Genomic DNA, 16,895 nt, shown 5'->3' with positions numbered 1-16,895 from the left:
AGCAAGAGAGGCGATCGCCCAGGGGCGATACGGTTGTAGATTGACTCTTGTTCCCTTCGCAGGTCTTAACCTGATCAGGTTCCGCGGATCCCGAATTAACGGTCTCAGCCCGTGCTTGCGCACTGGGCACTCCGACAAGAAGTAACCTCAGATGAGAGGTAATGAATGTAAACTACTCGTTAATGCAGTAAATCTCAAGCCGGGCGTTTCATTTCGCCCCCATCGAGCACATTAAACGTCAGCATGATGAGCTGATCTTCCAGTAAAAAACGTGCCTCCAGCGCTTCGCCAATATCAGACAGCGCCTGCTGGAAGGCATAAACGTTATCCTGGTCGATGGCGTTTTCCAGCGTGGAATCGTAGTAGTCCATAATTTGCTGGGTGTTAGCATCCAGCAGCGGCCAGATTTTTCCGGCGTTTAAAAGCGGACTCTCGCCTTCCATTTTATGGATAATGCGTTCATAAATACTGAAATGACCGGCAGAAAGATAATCGACCAGACGCTGACAAAAGTCATCCAGCGCTTTCTCGTTAAGACGCATGAACGATTCTTTGCCAGGCTTAAGGCCAACCAGATTGTAGTAAGCCACGAGCAGGTGCTTACGAATATTCAGCCAGCGGTCGACCAGTCTATGGTGTCCTTTTACACGCTCTGTCAGGCTCTCTAACTGGTTTAACATAGGTTGACTCCCGCATCGGTAAGTGAAAATCTGCTCACGTCAATATGTAAATATTATGTTAATAACATGCCTGTGAAGCAAAGGTAGCGCAAGAGATATGGATCGTATAATTGAAAAATCGGATCGCGGCTGGTGGATCGTTAGTCACGAACAAAAATTATGGCTGCCGGCAGGCGAATTACCATATGGCGAAGCGGTAAATTTCGATCTTGTGGGTCAGCGCGCACTGCGGATTGGTGAATGGCAAGGGGAGCCGGTCTGGCTGGTTCAGCAGGCGCGCCGTCATGATATGGGGTCGGTTCGCCAGGTGTTGGATCAGGACGTTGGGCTGTTCCAGTTGGCCGGGCGCGGCGTGCAGCTGGCGGAGTTTTACCGCTCGCATAAATTCTGCGGCTACTGCGGTCACACAATGCACCCAAGTAAAACAGAATGGGCGATGCTGTGCAGCCACTGCCGCGAACGCTACTACCCGCAAATCGCCCCCTGCATTATTGTTGCTATTCGTCGTGATGATTCCATTCTGCTGGCCCAGCACGTTCGCCATCGCAACGGCGTGCATACCGTGCTGGCCGGTTTTGTTGAAGTGGGCGAAACCTTAGAGCAGGCGGTTGCGCGTGAAGTGATGGAAGAGAGCGGCATCACGGTGAAAAACCTGCGCTACATTACCTCGCAGCCGTGGCCGTTCCCGCAGTCGCTGATGACGGCGTTTATGGCGGAATACGACAGCGGCGACATCGTCATCGACCCGAAAGAGCTGCTCAATGCCAACTGGTATCGCTATGACGACCTTCCGCTTTTACCGCCGCCGGGCACCGTGGCGCGTCGGCTGATTGAAGATACGGTGGCAATGTGTCGGGCCGACTACGACTGACATGTTACAATGGGCGCATCAACGCTAAAGGAATGTAAAAATGACCGAACTGAAGAACGATCGTTATCTGCGTGCGCTGCTGCGCCAGCCCGTTGATGTGACCCCGGTATGGATGATGCGCCAGGCGGGCCGCTATTTACCGGAGTACAAAGCTACGCGCGCGCAGGCAGGGGACTTTATGTCGCTGTGTAAAAACGCAGAGCTGGCCTGCGAGGTGACGCTGCAGCCGCTGCGCCGCTTCCCGCTGGATGCGGCGATCCTCTTCTCGGATATTCTGACCATTCCCGATGCAATGGGGCTGGGGCTGTACTTCGAAGCCGGGGAAGGTCCGCGCTTTACCTCGCCCATCACCCGCAAAGCTGATGTGGAAAAGCTGCCGATTCCGGATCCGGAGGGTGAGCTGGGCTACGTCATGAACGCGGTGCGCACCATCCGCCGTGAGCTGAAGGGTGAAGTCCCGCTGATCGGCTTTTCCGGCAGCCCGTGGACGCTGGCGACCTACATGGTGGAAGGCGGTAGCAGCAAAGCCTTCACCGTGATTAAAAAGATGATGTATGCCGATCCGCAGGCGCTGCATCTGCTGCTGGATAAGCTGGCGCAGAGCGTCACGCTGTACCTGAACGCGCAGATCAAAGCTGGCGCGCAGTCGGTGATGATTTTTGACACCTGGGGCGGGGTGTTGACCGGCCGCGATTATCAGCAGTTCTCTCTGTACTACATGCACAAAATTGTCGATGGCTTACTGCGTGAAAACGACGGCCGCCGCGTGCCGGTGACGCTGTTCACCAAGGGCGGCGGTCAGTGGCTGGAAGCGATGGCGGAAACCGGCTGTGACGCACTGGGCCTCGACTGGACGACCGATATCGCCGATGCGCGTCGCCGCGTAGGCCACAAAGTGGCGCTGCAGGGCAATATGGACCCGTCTATGCTGTATGCGCCAGCGGCGCGCATTGAAGAAGAAGTGGCGACGATTCTGGCCGGTTTTGGTCAAGGCGAAGGCCACGTCTTCAATCTGGGCCACGGCATTCATCAGGACGTGCCGCCGGAACACGCGGGCGTCTTTGTTGAAGCGGTGCACCGTCTGTCGGCGCCGTATCATCGCTAATGGATCTCGTGTCGCTGTGCGCGCAGCAGCTTGAACTGGCCTCTTCAGCGATCCGCGAGGATCGCCTGCAAAACGATCCGCCGGATCTGATCGGCGGGGCGGACGTGGGCTTTGAGCAGGGCGGCGAAGTGACGCGGGCCGCGATGGTTTTACTGAAATACCCTTCGCTGGAGCTGGTTGAATACCAGGTGGCGCGCATCGCCACGACCATGCCTTACATTCCAGGCTTTCTCTCCTTTCGTGAAACTCCCGCGTTGATGGCCGCCTGGCAGCAGCTCTCGCACAAGCCCGATCTGCTGTTCGTTGACGGTCACGGCATCTCTCACCCGCGCCGTCTGGGCGTCGCCAGCCATTTTGGCCTGCTGGTGGATGTGCCGACGATTGGCGTGGCGAAGAAACGCTTGTGCGGCCAGTTTGAGCCGCTCGCTGCCGAACCCGGAGCGTTAGCGCCGTTGCTGGATAAAGGCGAACAGCTGGCATGGGTCTGGCGCAGCAAAGCGCGCTGTAACCCGTTGTTTATCTCCACGGGCCACCGCGTGAGTCTGGATAGCGCGCTGGCGTGGGTACAACGCTGCATGAACGGCTATCGCCTGCCGGAACCTACGCGCTGGGCAGATGCGGTGGCATCTGAACGCCCGGCTTTTACGCGGCTTGCAGCAAAAATGCCCCATATCGGGTAAACTGCGTCTAATTTCCGTATTTGAGAGCTCATCATGTTACAAAACCCGATTCATCTGCGTCTGGAGAAGCTGGAAAGCTGGCAGCACGTCACCTTTATGGCTTGCCTGTGCGAACGCATGTACCCGAACTACGCCATGTTCTGCAAAGAGTCGGAATTTGGTGAGCCACAGCTGTACCGCCGCATTCTCGATCTCATCTGGGAAACCCTGACGGTCAAAGACGCGAAGGTAAACTTCGACAGCCAGCTTGAAAAGCTGGAAGAGGCGATTCCGGCGGCAGACGACTACGACATGTACGGCGTCTATCCGGCGATCGATGCCTGTGTTGCATTGAGCGAATTAATACATTCGCGTCTGAGCGGTGAAACGCTCGAACATGCGATTGAAGTCAGTAAGAGTTCGATTACCACCGTCGCCATGCTGGAAATGACCCAGGCCGGTCGCGAAATGACCGATGAAGAGCTGCGTTTGAACCCCGCTGTAGAGCAGGAATGGGACATTCAGTGGGAGATTTTCCGCCTTTTGGCCGAATGTGAAGAACGCGATATTGAACTGATTAAAGGGCTGCGCGCAGACCTCCGAGAGGCCGCTGAAAGCAATATTGGTATAATTTTTCAGCAATGAGACAATAAAACGTGATTTACCGCCTGAATTGTCACGCCTGAAGGCTTCACATCTGCCCCCCGTCTGGTCTACATTTGGAGGGCGAAAAAAAGTGGCTATCGGTGCGTGTATGCAGGAGAGTGCTTTTCTGGCATTTTCGTCGCACTCGATGCTTAGCAAGCGATAAACACATTGTAAGGATAACTTATGAACAAGACTCAACTGATTGATGTAATTGCGGACAAGGCTGAACTGTCTAAAACCCAGGCTAAAGCTGCTCTGGAATCCACCCTGGCTGCTATTACTGAGTCTCTGAAAGAAGGCGATGCTGTACAACTGGTTGGTTTCGGTACCTTCAAAGTGAACCACCGCGCTGAGCGTACTGGCCGCAACCCGCAGACCGGTAAAGAAATCAAAATCGCTGCAGCTAACGTGCCGGCATTTGTTTCTGGCAAAGCACTGAAAGACGCTGTTAAGTAAGACTGCGTGGCAGTGAACAGTTTTAAAGAAGGGGCGGTTTCGCCCCTTTCGTTCATCTGGCGCCGTTTTGCGGGGCTTGCGGGTGTCTTATTGCTGACCGCCTGTAGCCACAACAGCGCGCTGCCTCCCTTTACCGCTAGCGGCTATGCGGATACCCAGGGCGCGGTGCGCATCTGGCGTAAAGATAGCGGCGGCGAAACGCACCTGCTTGCCGCATTTAGCCCGTGGCACAGTGGCAGCACCTCAACCAGCGAGTACCGTTGGCAGAACGACATGCTGCAGCTGATTGAACTGAACATCTACGGCAAACCTGCCGAACATATTCGCGCCCGCTTCGACCGTAACGGCGAACTGAGCTTTATGCAGCGTGAAGTCGACGGGCAGAAGCAGCAGCTCTCCAGCGACCAGGTGGCGCTCTATCGCTATCGCGCCGAACAGATCCGCCAGACCAGCGACGCGCTGCGGCTGGGGAAAGTGGTGCTGCGTCAGGGGCGTTGGCACGCCGATTTATCGGTAACGACCTGCGAAGGCGAGACGGTAAAACCCGACTTCGATGCCCGCGCGTTAGGGCATATTGCCAGCCGTCAGAGCCGCTCTTCCGCCGAGGTCAGCATCGCCTGGCTGGAAGCCCCGGAAGGCTCCCAGCTGCTGCTGGTGGCGAATGAAGACTACTGTACCTGGCAGCCGACAGAAAAAAGCTTCTGAGCCTTACCCGCGGTGCATGCCACCCCTATGCCCGCCGCCGCTGTACCCGCCGCCCCGGCAGCCATCGCCTGCGCCGCCGTGGCGGGGAATACCGGCCTGTGCCATCGCAACATCAAACTTCACCCGCTGCTGATCCAGCTTCTGGCTTAAGCCTTCCATCTCCTGCGCGACCGCTTCAATTTTCGCGCTATCGGGTTTCTCTGCCGTCAGCAGCGCGTTGTACTCATAGCGCTTTGAGGTCAACTGCTGGCGCAGCGCGCTGGTCTGGTTGTAGAAATCGTTGTGCAGCTTCTGGGCGGTCGCCTGCTGCGCATCGGTTAGTTGACTGTAGCCACCGCCGTTGCCGGCATTATTGTTCCAGTGATGGGGGCCCGCGAGCGCCGCGCCGCTGGTGAAGGTCAGTGCGGCAAAAGCGAAGAGTGCAAAAGCCAGATTCTTGTTCCGTTTCATGGTGAATTCTCCTGTAGTGTGGTCATCTTAGTCATTGCATCTTCTGTGCCAGCTTGTCATCGCCCGCACACTGCGGCGCGGGCCTCGATGGCTTGCGATCGGCGAGTAAAAATGACCCGCATTGTGTATCCAGGCGAGTCATTTTTACCCGTTTAACTCGCCCATTTGTGCGCGCGGGCCGGGCTGCGGGCGCGGAAAGATGGCATGATTTCTGCTGAGGGATAGCAACGCAAAAACCAAGGAAGCCCCATGAACCCAATACGATTATCCAGGGATACGATTGCTACGGGCCTGAGCTGGCTGCTGACCGGCGTGATTGTGCTGGTGGTATGTCTGTTCTCCGCGCTGATCGTGCGTGACTATGGCCGCGAGAACGCCGCCGCCCAGCAAACGCTGCTGGAAAAAGGCAGCGTGCTGATTCGTGCGCTGGAGTCCGGCACCCGCGTTGGCATGGGAATGCGTATGCATCACGCCCAACTGCAGGCCATGCTGGAGGAGATGGCCTGGCAGCCTGGGGTGCTGTGGTTTGCCGTTGTCGACGAGCAGGGGAAGGTGATGGCCCATAGCGATCCCGAGCAGGTGGGGAAAATTCGCTATACCCCGGATGAGATGCGCGCGCTGCAGGCGGGTGAGCAGACACGCTGGCGACGCATTGCGGCGCCGGAGCCCGCGCTGGAAATTTATCGCCAGTTTCGCCCGCTCGATCCGGCCCGTGGCCATCATATGCGCATGATGACGCGCCGGGAGTCGGCCGAAGTGCCGCAGATTATTTTTATCGCTTTTGATGCCCGCGAGCTCGACGCCGAGCGCGCGCGCGGGCTGCGTAATATGGTCGTGATGCTGTGCGCCGCCGCGCTGGTGATGCTGGCGACGCTTCTTGCCCGCTTCTGGTTTCGTCGTTATCAGCGTTCGCAGCGGCTGCTACAGGACGCCACCCACCGTCGAGAAAAGCTGGTGGCGCTGGGGCATCTGGCGGCCGGGGTCGCGCATGAAATTCGTAACCCGCTTTCATCCATTAAAGGGTTAGCGAAGTATTTTGCCGAGCGAACCCCGGCAGGCGGCGAGTCGCACGAGCTGGCGCAGGTGATGGCGAAAGAGGCCGATCGCCTGAATCGGGTGGTGAGCGAGCTGCTGGAGCTGGTGAAGCCTGCACATTTAAAATGGCAGCCAGTGGATTTAAATGAAGTGGTTGCCCATTCGCTTCAGCTGGTCAGCCAGGATGCGCTAAGCCGGGCGGTAACGCTGAATTTTAGCGCTCAACCTGGCTTGTGCCGTATTCAGGCCGACCCGGACAGGCTCAACCAGGTGCTGCTGAACCTTTATCTTAACGCCATTCAGTCCATTGGCCGCGATGGCTCGATTACGGTAGCGCTCAGCGAGGCGGGCGACGGGCGGGTGATGTTGAGCGTCACGGACAGCGGCAAAGGGATGACGGAAGAACAAAAACAGGCCATTTTCACGCCATACTTCACGACCAAAGCCGACGGTACCGGGCTCGGGCTGGCGGTGGTACAGAATATTGTTGAGCAACACGGCGGAACGATTCAGGTGACGAGCGCGCCAGGCAAGGGCGCAACGTTTACCCTCTACCTGCCGGCCAACGGGCAACAAAAGGATGAACAAGGATGACGGCAGAGAACGTGACGATTCTGGTGGTCGATGACGACACCAGTCACTGCACAATCTTACAGGCGCTGCTGCGGGGCTGGGGATATGAAGTGTCGCTGGCCCATAACGGGCGACAGGCGTTTGAACAGGTACGCGAGCGGGTGTTCGATCTGGTGCTCTGCGACATCCGCATGGCGGAAATGGACGGCATTGAAACGCTGAAAGAGATTAAAGCCTACAACCCGTCGATTCCGGTGCTGATCATGACCGCCTACTCTAGCGTGGGGACAGCGGTTGAGGCGCTCAAGTCCGGTGCGCTGGATTACCTGGTGAAACCGCTCGATTTCGATAGCCTGCAGCAGACGCTGGTGGCGGCTTTAGCACACACACGCCAGCCGGAAAGCGCGGCGGTGGAATCTGCGCCGCAGTCTGGCATGGTGGGCGATAGCCCGGCCATGCGGGCGCTGTTACACAATATTGCGCTGGTGGCGCCGTCGGATGCGACGGTGCTCATTCACGGCGAATCGGGCACCGGTAAAGAGCTGGTGGCGCGCGCGCTGCATGCCCTCAGCCTGCGCGGCGATAAGCCGCTGGTGACGCTGAACTGCGCGGCGCTCAATGAGGCGCTGCTGGAATCGGAACTGTTTGGCCACGAGAAGGGCGCATTTACCGGCGCTGATAAACGCCGGGAAGGGCGTTTTGTCGAAGCCGACGGTGGCACGCTGTTTCTTGATGAGATTGGCGATATTTCGCCGCTGATGCAGGTGCGCCTGCTGCGGGCTATCCAGGAGCGTGAGGTGCAGCGCGTTGGCAGCAATCAGACCCTTTCCGTCGATGTACGGCTGATTGCCGCTACCCATCGAGACCTGGCTGAAGAGGTGAATGCCGGGCGCTTTCGCCAGGATCTCTACTACCGCCTGAACGTGGTCGCCATCGAGATGCCGCCGCTGCGCCTGCGCCGTGAGGATATTCCTCAGCTGGCACATCATTTTCTGCGGCGCTACGGCGAACGAAACCGTAAGTCGGTACAGGGCTTTACCCCGCAGGCGATGGATTTGCTGATTCACTATGACTGGCCGGGAAATATCCGCGAGCTGGAAAACGCGGTGGAACGGGCGGTTGTGCTGCTGACGGGAGAGTATATTTCTGAGCGCGAGCTGCCGCTGGCGATTGTCGGGACGCCGGTTCCGGCATGCTCATCGGCTGATGACGTCATTCAGCCGCTGGTGGAAGTTGAAAAAGAGGTGATTCTGGCGGCGCTGGAAAAAACGGGCGGCAATAAAACCGAAGCCGCCCGTCAGTTAGGTATTACGCGCAAAACGCTGCTGGCTAAGCTCAGCCGTTAGTTTTGCTCACGTTCGATGGCGCGCCAGCCGATGTCGTTACGGCTGAAGCTGCCGTCCCAGCGGATGTCGGTCATCAGGGCGTAGGCGCGTTTCTGCGCTTCCGCCACGGTGTTGCCCAGCGCGGTGGCGCACAGCACGCGACCGCCGTTGGTCAGCACGCGATCGTCAGCAGACAGTTTGGTACCCGCGTGGAACACTTTACCGTCAGCGACGTCTTCCAGCGGCAGACCGTGGATCTCATCGCCGGTATTGTAATTACCCGGATAACCTCCGGCGGCAATGACCACGCCCAGCGAGGCGCGTTCGTCCCACTCGGAGGTTTTCTCATCCAGCTTGCCGTCACAGGCGGCGAGGCACAGCTCCACCAGATCGGACTTCATGCGCAGCATGATCGGCTGGGTTTCCGGATCGCCGAAGCGGCAGTTAAACTCGATAACCTTCGGGTTGCCCTGATTGTCGATCATCAGGCCCGCGTACAGGAAGCCGGTATAGGTGTTACCTTCCGCTGCCATGCCTTTCACCGTTGGCCAGATGATGCGTTCCATGGTGCGCTGGTGGACTTCGTCAGTCACTACCGGAGCAGGGGAGTAGGCACCCATCCCGCCGGTGTTCGGGCCGGTGTCGCCATTGCCCACGCGCTTGTGGTCCTGGCTGGTGGCCATCGGCAGCACGTGCTCACCGTCGACCATGACAATAAAGCTCGCTTCTTCACCGTCGAGGAACTCTTCAATCACGATGCGGTGGCCCGCGTCGCCAAACGCGTTGCCGGCCAGCATGTCATGAACCGCGGCTTCGGCTTCCTCCAGCGTCATCGCCACGATAACGCCTTTCCCGGCAGCCAGGCCATCGGCTTTGATAACGATCGGCGCGCCTTTCTCGCGCAGGTAAGCCAGCGCAGGTTCGATTTCGGTGAAGTTCTGGTACTCCGCCGTTGGGATCTGGTGGCGCGCGAGGAAATCTTTGGTGAAGGCTTTAGAGCCTTCCAGCTGCGCGGCGCCTTCGGTTGGGCCGAAGATTTTCAGACCGGCGGCGCGGAAGGCATCAACCACGCCAATCACCAGCGGCGCTTCCGGGCCAACGATGGTCAGATCGATCTTCTCGTTCTGGGCAAAGGCCAGCAGCGCTGGAATATCGGTTACGCCGATGGCCACGTTTTGCAGCGTGGGTTCCAGCGCGGTGCCCGCATTGCCCGGGGCGACAAATACTGTTTCGACTTTTGGCGACTGCGCCGCTTTCCACGCCAGGGCGTGCTCGCGCCCGCCGTTGCCAATCACTAATACTTTCATCGTCTGCTCCGTGGATTAATGGCGGAAGTGGCGCATATCGGTAAATACCATCGCAATGCCGTGTTCATTGGCGGCGGCAATCACTTCGTCATCGCGAATAGAACCACCCGGCTGGATCACGCAGGTCACACCGGCGGCAGCAGCGGCATCAATCCCGTCGCGGAACGGGAAGAAAGCGTCAGAAGCCATTGCAGAACCTTTCACTTCCAGGCCTTCGTCGGCCGCTTTGATCCCGGCGATTTTCGCGGAGTAAACGCGGCTCATCTGGCCTGCGCCAATACCGATGGTCATATTGCCTTTGGCATAAACGATGGCGTTGGATTTCACGAACTTCGCCACTTTCCAGCAGAACAGCGCATCGCGCAGCTCCTGCTCGGTCGGCTGGCGTTTGGTCACTACGCGCAGTTCAGCTTCGCTCACCATACCCAGGTCACGGTCCTGAACCAGCAGGCCGCCGTTTACGCGCTTGAAGTCCAGGCCCGGAACGCGCTGCGCCCATTGGCCGCAGACCAGCACGCGAACGTTCTGCTTGGCAGCGGTAATGTTCAGTGCTTCTTCGGTGGCGGACGGGGCGATGATCACTTCCACGAACTGGCGGGAGATGATCGCCTGCGCGGTTTCAGCATCCAGTTCGCGGTTGAAGGCGATGATGCCGCCGAACGCGGAGGTCGGGTCGGTTTTATACGCACGGTCGTAAGCGTCGAGAATAGAAGTGCTTACCGCCACGCCGCACGGGTTGGCGTGTTTGACGATCACACAGGCTGGCTCGTTGAATTCCTTCACGCACTCCAGCGCCGCATCGGTATCAGCGATGTTGTTGTAGGAAAGTGCTTTGCCCTGTACCTGCTGCGCGGTGGCAACGGAGGCTTCTTTGACGTTCTCTTCTATATAGAAGGCAGCCTGCTGGTGGCTGTTCTCGCCGTAGCGCATATCCTGCTTCTTAATGAAGTTCAGGTTCAGCGTACGTGGGAAGCGACCGGCGGCTTCTTTGCTTTCGCCGTGGTAAGCCGGAACCATGCTGCCGAAGTAGTTGGCAATCATGCTGTCGTAAGCGGCAGTGTGTTCGAAGGCTTTAATCGCGAGATCGAAACGGGTGTCGAGGGTCAGAGAACCGTCGTTGGCATCCATCTCTTTAATAATGGCGTCGTAGTCGCTGCTCTTCACAACGATAGCCACATCTTTATGGTTCTTCGCGGCGGAGCGCACCATGGTCGGGCCGCCGATATCGATGTTCTCTACTGCATCTTCCAGCGAGCAGCCTTCGCGTGCGACGGTCTCGGCGAACGGATACAGGTTAACGACAACCATATCGATAGGAGCAATGTGGTGTTGTTCCATAATGGCATCATCCTGGCCGCGACGACCGAGGATGCCGCCGTGGACCTTCGGATGCAGGGTCTTCACGCGTCCATCCATCATTTCCGGGAAACCGGTGTAATCGGAAACTTCGGTTACCGGCAGACCTTTCTCTGCTAACAGGCGCGCAGTGCCACCTGTAGACAGCAGCTCCACACCACGTGCGGAAAGTGCCTGGGCGAATTCGATGATACCGGCCTTGTCAGAAACACTGAGCAGAGCGCGGCGGACTGGACGACGTTGTTGCATGGTAAATCCCCTGGATTTGACTATTACAGAGAGCGTTAGGTGAATTCTTGGCTAAAAACTCAGCTAACGCCCCTTACGGGGCATCCTTGTTTTGCGGGGGCATTGTAACGAAAACGTTTGCGCAACGCTCGCGAATTTTTCTCTTTACCTCAATTCCATTATTTCATCTCTATAGATGAGGGATAAAACCAGGTGACTCTCGACAGAGATCCTTATTTTTGTGGATAACTCTGTGTGTAAATGGGTATAAGGCGGGGTTCTGCTGTGGAATGCAGCAGTCAGTCATTTTTCTGCAATTTAAGGGTTGCGGCCTCAGGGAAACTCCCTATAATGCGCCTCCATCGACACGGCGGATGTGAATCACTTCACAGCAACTAGCCGGTTAGGTTGAAGAGAAAAAATCCTGAAAATCAGGGTTGACTCTGAAAGAGGAAAGCGTAATATACGCCACCTCGCAACAGTGAGCGAAAGCCGTGTTGCACTGCTCTTTAACAATTTATCAGACAATCTGTGTGGGCACTCGAAGATACGGATTCTTAACGTCGCAAGACGAAAAATGAATACCAAGTCTCTGAGTGAACACGTAATTCATTACGAAGTTTAATTCACGAGCATCAAACTTAAATTGAAGAGTTTGATCATGGCTCAGATTGAACGCTGGCGGCAGGCCTAACACATGCAAGTCGAACGGTAGCACAGAGAGCTTGCTCTTGGGTGACGAGTGGCGGACGGGTGAGTAATGTCTGGGAAACTGCCCGATGGAGGGGGATAACTACTGGAAACGGTAGCTAATACCGCATAACGTCGCAAGACCAAAGTGGGGGACCTTAGGGCCTCACACCATCGGATGTGCCCAGATGGGATTAGCTAGTAGGTGGGGTAACGGCTCACCTAGGCGACGATCCCTAGCTGGTCTGAGAGGATGACCAGCCACACTGGAACTGAGACACGGTCCAGACTCCTACGGGAGGCAGCAGTGGGGAATATTGCACAATGGGCGCAAGCCTGATGCAGCCATGCCGCGTGTATGAAGAAGGCCTTCGGGTTGTAAAGTACTTTCAGCGAGGAGGAAGGCGTTAAGGTTAATAACCTTAGCGATTGACGTTACTCGCAGAAGAAGCACCGGCTAACTCCGTGCCAGCAGCCGCGGTAATACGGAGGGTGCAAGCGTTAATCGGAATTACTGGGCGTAAAGCGCACGCAGGCGGTTTGTTAAGTCAGATGTGAAATCCCCGGGCTCAACCTGGGAACTGCATTTGAAACTGGCAAGCTTGAGTCTCGTAGAGGGGGTAGAATTCCAGGTGTAGCGGTGAAATGCGTAGAGATCTGGAGGAATACCGGTGGCGAAGGCGGCCCCCTGGACGAAGACTGACGCTCAGGTGCGAAAGCGTGGGGAGCAAACAGGATTAGATACCCTGGTAGTCCACGCCGTAAACGATGTCTATTTGGAGGTTGTTCCCTTGAGGAGTGGCTTCCGGAGCTAACGCGTTAAATAGACCGCCTGGGGAGTACGGCCGCAAGGTTAAAACTCAAATGAATTGACGGGGGCCCGCACAAGCGGTGGAGCATGTGGTTTAATTCGATGCAACGCGAAGAACCTTACCTACTCTTGACATCCAGAGAACTTAGCAGAGATGCTTTGGTGCCTTCGGGAACTCTGAGACAGGTGCTGCATGGCTGTCGTCAGCTCGTGTTGTGAAATGTTGGGTTAAGTCCCGCAACGAGCGCAACCCTTATCCTTTGTTGCCAGCGGTCCGGCCGGGAACTCAAAGGAGACTGCCAGTGATAAACTGGAGGAAGGTGGGGATGACGTCAAGTCATCATGGCCCTTACGAGTAGGGCTACACACGTGCTACAATGGCATATACAAAGAGAAGCGACCTCGCGAGAGCAAGCGGACCTCATAAAGTATGTCGTAGTCCGGATTGGAGTCTGCAACTCGACTCCATGAAGTCGGAATCGCTAGTAATCGTAGATCAGAATGCTACGGTGAATACGTTCCCGGGCCTTGTACACACCGCCCGTCACACCATGGGAGTGGGTTGCAAAAGAAGTAGGTAGCTTAACCTTCGGGAGGGCGCTTACCACTTTGTGATTCATGACTGGGGTGAAGTCGTAACAAGGTAACCGTAGGGGAACCTGCGGTTGGATCACCTCCTTACCTTAAAGAAACGTTCTTTGAAGTGCTCACACAGATTGTCTGATGAAAAGTAAATAGCAAGGCGTCTTGCGATTGAGACTTCAGTGTCCCCTTCGTCTAGAGGCCCAGGACACCGCCCTTTCACGGCGGTAACAGGGGTTCGAATCCCCTAGGGGACGCCACTTGCTGGTTAGTGTGAGTGAAAGTCGCCGACCCCAATATCTCAAAACTTACCTTCGGGTGACGTTTGAGATATTTGCTCTTTAAAAATCTGGATCAAGCTGAAAATTGAAACGACACACTGTGTCTGTTCTCCGTAATAAGAACAGATAAGCGGTGTGTTCGAGTCTCTCAAATTTTCGCAACACGGTGGTGTTTTACGAAACATCTTCGGGTTGTGAGGTTAAGCGACTAAGCGTACACGGTGGATGCCCTGGCAGTCAGAGGCGATGAAGGACGTGCTAATCTGCGATAAGCGTCGGTAAGGTGATATGAACCGTTATAACCGGCGATTTCCGAATGGGGAAACCCAGTGTGATTCGTCACACTATCATTACGTGAATACATAGCGTAATGAAGCGAACCGGGGGAACTGAAACATCTAAGTACCCCGAGGAAAAGAAATCAACCGAGATTCCCCCAGTAGCGGCGAGCGAACGGGGAACAGCCCAGAGTCTGAATCAGCTTGTGTGTTAGTGGAACGGTCTGGAAAGTCCGACGGTACAGGGTGATAGTCCCGTACACCAAAATGCACAGGTTGTGAACTCGAAGAGTAGGGCGGGACACGTGGTATCCTGTCTGAATATGGGGGGACCATCCTCCAAGGCTAAATACTCCTGACTGACCGATAGTGAACCAGTACCGTGAGGGAAAGGCGAAAAGAACCCCGGCGAGGGGAGTGAAAAAGAACCTGAAACCGTGTACGTACAAGCAGTGGGAGCCTCTTTATGGGGTGACTGCGTACCTTTTGTATAATGGGTCAGCGACTTATATTCTGTAGCAAGGTTAACCGAATAGGGGAGCCGAAGGGAAACCGAGTCTTAACTGGGCGTTAAGTTGCAGGGTATAGACCCGAAACCCGGTGATCTAGCCATGGGCAGGTTGAAGGTTGGGTAACACTAACTGGAGGACCGAACCGACTAATGTTGAAAAATTAGCGGATGACTTGTGGCTGGGGGTGAAAGGCCAATCAAACCGGGAGATAGCTGGTTCTCCCCGAAAGCTATTTAGGTAGCGCCTCGTGAATTCATCTTCGGGGGTAGAGCACTGTTTCGGCTAGGGGGTCATCCCGACTTACCAACCCGATGCAAACTGCGAATACCGAAGAATGTTATCACGGGAGACACACGGCGGGTGCTAACGTCCGTCGTGAAGAGGGAAACAACCCAGACCGCCAGCTAAGGTCCCAAAGTCACAGTTAAGTGGGAAACGATGTGGGAAGGCTCAGACAGCCAGGATGTTGGCTTAGAAGCAGCCATCATTTAAAGAAAGCGTAATAGCTCACTGGTCGAGTCGGCCTGCGCGGAAGATGTAACGGGGCTAAACTGTGCACCGAAGCTGCGGCAGCGACACTCTGTGTTGTTGGGTAGGGGAGCGTTCTGTAAGCCGTTGAAGGTGTCCTGTGAGGGGTGCTGGAGGTATCAGAAGTGCGAATGCTGACATAAGTAACGATAATGCGGGTGAAAAACCCGCACGCCGGAAGACCAAGGGTTCCTGTCCAACGTTAATCGGGGCAGGGTGAGTCGACCCCTAAGGCGAGGCCGAAAGGCGTAGTCGATGGGAAACAGGTTAATATTCCTGTACTTGGTGTTACTGCGAAGGGGGGACGGAGAAGGCTATGTTAGCCGGGCGACGGTTGTCCCGGTTTAAGCATGTAGGCGGGAAGTTTAGGTAAATCCGGACTTCTTTTAACGCTGAGGTGTGATGACGAGGTACTACGGTACTGAAGTAACAAATGCCCTGCTTCCAGGAAAAGCCTCTAAGCATCAGGTAACATCAAATCGTACCCCAAACCGACACAGGTGGTCAGGTAGAGAATACCAAGGCGCTTGAGAGAACTCGGGTGAAGGAACTAGGCAAAATGGTGCCGTAACTTCGGGAGAAGGCACGCTGATATGTAGGTGAAGTGGTTTACCCATGGAGCTGAAATCAGTCGAAGATACCAGCTGGCTGCAACTGTTTATTAAAAACACAGCACTGTGCAAACACGAAAGTGGACGTATACGGTGTGACGCCTGCCCGGTGCCGGAAGGTTAATTGATGGGGTTAGCGGCAACGCGAAGCTCTTGATCGAAGCCCCGGTAAACGGCGGCCGTAACTATAACGGTCCTAAGGTAGCGAAATTCCTTGTCGGGTAAGTTCCGACCTGCACGAATGGCGTAATGATGGCCAGGCTGTCTCCACCCGAGACTCAGTGAAATTGAACTCGCTGTGAAGATGCAGTGTACCCGCGGCAAGACGGAAAGACCCCGTGAACCTTTACTATAGCTTGACACTGAACACTGGTCCTTGATGTGTAGGATAGGTGGGAGGCTTTGAAGCGCGGACGCCAGTTCGTGTGGAGCCAACCTTGAAATACCACCCTTTAATGGCTGGTGTTCTAACGTAGACCCGTAATCCGGGTTGCGGACAGTGTCTGGTGGGTAGTTTGACTGGGGCGGTCTCCTCCTAAAGAGTAACGGAGGAGCACGAAGGTTAGCTAATCCTGGTCGGACATCAGGAGGTTAGTGCAAAGGCATAAGCTAGCTTGACTGCGAGAGTGACGGCTCGAGCAGGTGCGAAAGCAGGTCTTAGTGATCCGGTGGTTCTGAATGGAAGGGCCATCGCTCAACGGATAAAAGGTACTCCGGGGATAACAGGCTGATACCGCCCAAGAGTTCATATCGACGGCGGTGTTTGGCACCTCGATGTCGGCTCATCACATCCTGGGGCTGAAGTAGGTCCCAAGGGTATGGCTGTTCGCCATTTAAAGTGGTACGCGAGCTGGGTTTAGAACGTCGTGAGACAGTTCGGTCCCTATCTGCCGTGGGCGCTGGAGAATTGAGGGGGGCTGCTCCTAGTACGAGAGGACCGGAGTGGACGCATCACTGGTGTTCGGGTTGTCATGCCAATGGCATTGCCCGGTAGCTAAATGCGGAAGAGATAAGTGCTGAAAGCATCTAAGCACGAAACTTGCCCCGAGATGAGTTCTCCCTGACTCCTTGAGAGTCCTGAAGGAACGTTGAAGACGACGACGTTGATAGGTCGGGTGTGTAAGTGTAGCGATACATTGAGCTAACCGATACTAATGAACCGTGAGGCTTAACCTTACAACGCCGAAGATGTTTTGGCGAAATT

12 protein-coding genes, 1 tRNA gene, 2 rRNA genes and 1 riboswitch are annotated in these 16,895 nt (G+C 55.9%); of the genes, 11 read left to right on the top strand and 4 right to left on the bottom strand.

Annotated elements, in window-relative coordinates:
* Positions 1-34: 34 nt before the first annotated feature.
* A riboswitch (TPP riboswitch) is annotated at positions 35-144 on the bottom strand.
* 50 nt (positions 145-194) lie between these two features.
* The gene (rsd, locus tag H7R76_RS22280; RefSeq protein ID WP_182966521.1) at positions 195-680 is read right to left on the bottom strand and encodes a sigma D regulator; all 486 of its coding nucleotides are present in this window, start codon (positions 678-680) and stop codon (positions 195-197) included.
* Positions 681-777: 97 nt separating this feature from the next.
* Here rsd and nudC point away from each other — a divergent pair, with 97 nt between their 5' ends.
* The 6 genes from nudC (at position 778) to H7R76_RS22250 (ending at position 5,124) form a co-directional block, all read left to right on the top strand.
* The gene (gene nudC / locus H7R76_RS22275) at positions 778-1,551 is read left to right on the top strand and encodes an NAD(+) diphosphatase (protein WP_106930755.1); all 774 of its coding nucleotides are present in this window, start codon (positions 778-780) and stop codon (positions 1,549-1,551) included.
* Between the two features lie 40 nt (positions 1,552-1,591).
* Positions 1,592-2,656: a uroporphyrinogen decarboxylase gene (gene hemE, locus H7R76_RS22270; protein ID WP_106930753.1), complete on the top strand. Its 1,065-nt coding sequence runs from the start codon at positions 1,592-1,594 to the stop codon at positions 2,654-2,656.
* Positions 2,656-3,336 carry a deoxyribonuclease V gene (nfi, locus tag H7R76_RS22265; RefSeq protein WP_182966519.1) on the top strand — a complete coding sequence of 227 codons (681 nt, stop codon included), beginning with the start codon at positions 2,656-2,658 and terminating at the stop codon, positions 3,334-3,336. Before hemE ends, nfi begins: the two co-directional genes overlap by 1 nt.
* A 33-nt stretch (positions 3,337-3,369) precedes the next feature.
* Entirely contained in the window at positions 3,370-3,960 is a 591-nt protein-coding gene (locus tag H7R76_RS22260) for a YjaG family protein (protein ID WP_106930749.1), read from the top strand.
* Positions 3,961-4,146: 186 nt separating this feature from the next.
* Positions 4,147-4,419: a nucleoid-associated protein HU-alpha gene (hupA, locus tag H7R76_RS22255; protein WP_001044509.1), complete on the top strand. Its 273-nt coding sequence runs from the start codon at positions 4,147-4,149 to the stop codon at positions 4,417-4,419.
* A 12-nt stretch (positions 4,420-4,431) separates the two neighbouring features.
* Positions 4,432-5,124: a DUF1481 domain-containing protein gene (locus H7R76_RS22250; RefSeq protein WP_106930775.1), complete on the top strand. Its 693-nt coding sequence runs from the start codon at positions 4,432-4,434 to the stop codon at positions 5,122-5,124.
* Between the two features lie 3 nt (positions 5,125-5,127).
* On the opposite strand, the gene zraP is transcribed toward H7R76_RS22250, so the two are convergent.
* Positions 5,128-5,574: a zinc resistance sensor/chaperone ZraP gene (zraP, locus tag H7R76_RS22245; protein WP_106930747.1), complete on the bottom strand. Its 447-nt coding sequence runs from the start codon at positions 5,572-5,574 to the stop codon at positions 5,128-5,130.
* A 249-nt stretch (positions 5,575-5,823) separates the two neighbouring features.
* Between zraP and zraS the strand changes: the two genes are divergently transcribed.
* Both zraS and zraR read left to right on the top strand, forming a co-directional pair.
* The gene (gene zraS, locus H7R76_RS22240) at positions 5,824-7,203 is read left to right on the top strand and encodes a two-component system sensor histidine kinase ZraS (protein ID WP_182929666.1); all 1,380 of its coding nucleotides are present in this window, start codon (positions 5,824-5,826) and stop codon (positions 7,201-7,203) included.
* Positions 7,200-8,528, top strand: coding sequence for a sigma-54-dependent response regulator transcription factor ZraR (zraR, locus tag H7R76_RS22235; RefSeq protein ID WP_182966517.1), 1,329 nt, complete (start codon positions 7,200-7,202; stop codon positions 8,526-8,528). The genes zraS and zraR overlap by 4 nt, the downstream gene beginning before the upstream one ends.
* Here zraR and purD read toward each other — a convergent pair.
* Complete coding sequence (purD, locus tag H7R76_RS22230) at positions 8,525-9,814, bottom strand: phosphoribosylamine--glycine ligase (protein WP_182929664.1); 1,290 nt, start codon at positions 9,812-9,814, stop codon at positions 8,525-8,527. The genes zraR and purD overlap by 4 nt on opposite strands.
* 15 nt (positions 9,815-9,829) lie before the next feature.
* On the bottom strand, positions 9,830-11,419 hold the full coding sequence (gene purH, locus H7R76_RS22225) for a bifunctional phosphoribosylaminoimidazolecarboxamide formyltransferase/IMP cyclohydrolase (RefSeq protein WP_182966516.1): 1,590 nt from the start codon (positions 11,417-11,419) through the stop codon (positions 9,830-9,832).
* A 622-nt stretch (positions 11,420-12,041) separates the two neighbouring features.
* Here purH and H7R76_RS22220 point away from each other — a divergent pair.
* From H7R76_RS22220 to H7R76_RS22210, 3 genes are all read left to right on the top strand, one after another.
* Positions 12,042-13,580: ribosomal RNA gene (locus H7R76_RS22220) — 16S ribosomal RNA — on the top strand.
* Between the two features lie 85 nt (positions 13,581-13,665).
* Positions 13,666-13,741 (top strand) — tRNA-Glu (locus tag H7R76_RS22215).
* Between the two features lie 219 nt (positions 13,742-13,960).
* A 23S ribosomal RNA gene (locus H7R76_RS22210) occupies positions 13,961-16,867 on the top strand.
* The 16S and 23S rRNA genes sit together here with 1 tRNA gene alongside, the layout of an rRNA operon.
* The last annotated feature ends 28 nt before the right edge of the window (positions 16,868-16,895 follow it).

The sequence above is a fragment of the Klebsiella sp. WP8-S18-ESBL-06 genome, assembly GCF_014169755.1.
In the GTDB taxonomy this organism is placed as follows: Bacteria; Pseudomonadota; Gammaproteobacteria; order Enterobacterales; family Enterobacteriaceae; genus Kluyvera; species Kluyvera ascorbata_B.
Note: the sequence above shows the minus strand (reverse complement) of the source record. Positions and strands in the feature narration are given on the sequence as shown.

Excerpts from the sequence above, each read along its gene's own strand:
- rsd (WP_182966521.1), bottom strand. The coding sequence starts at position 680 with ATGTTAAACCAGTTAGAGAGCCTGACAGAGCGTGTAAAAGGACACCAT.
- nudC (WP_106930755.1), top strand. The coding sequence starts at position 778 with ATGGATCGTATAATTGAAAAATCGGATCGCGGCTGGTGGATCGTTAGT.
- hemE (WP_106930753.1), top strand. The coding sequence starts at position 1,592 with ATGACCGAACTGAAGAACGATCGTTATCTGCGTGCGCTGCTGCGCCAG.
- nfi (WP_182966519.1), top strand. The coding sequence starts at position 2,656 with ATGGATCTCGTGTCGCTGTGCGCGCAGCAGCTTGAACTGGCCTCTTCA.
- H7R76_RS22260 (WP_106930749.1), top strand. The coding sequence starts at position 3,370 with ATGTTACAAAACCCGATTCATCTGCGTCTGGAGAAGCTGGAAAGCTGG.
- hupA (WP_001044509.1), top strand. The coding sequence starts at position 4,147 with ATGAACAAGACTCAACTGATTGATGTAATTGCGGACAAGGCTGAACTG.
- zraP (WP_106930747.1), bottom strand. The coding sequence starts at position 5,574 with ATGAAACGGAACAAGAATCTGGCTTTTGCACTCTTCGCTTTTGCCGCA.
- zraS (WP_182929666.1), top strand. The coding sequence starts at position 5,824 with ATGAACCCAATACGATTATCCAGGGATACGATTGCTACGGGCCTGAGC.
- zraR (WP_182966517.1), top strand. The coding sequence starts at position 7,200 with ATGACGGCAGAGAACGTGACGATTCTGGTGGTCGATGACGACACCAGT.
- purD (WP_182929664.1), bottom strand. The coding sequence starts at position 9,814 with ATGAAAGTATTAGTGATTGGCAACGGCGGGCGCGAGCACGCCCTGGCG.
- purH (WP_182966516.1), bottom strand. The coding sequence starts at position 11,419 with ATGCAACAACGTCGTCCAGTCCGCCGCGCTCTGCTCAGTGTTTCTGAC.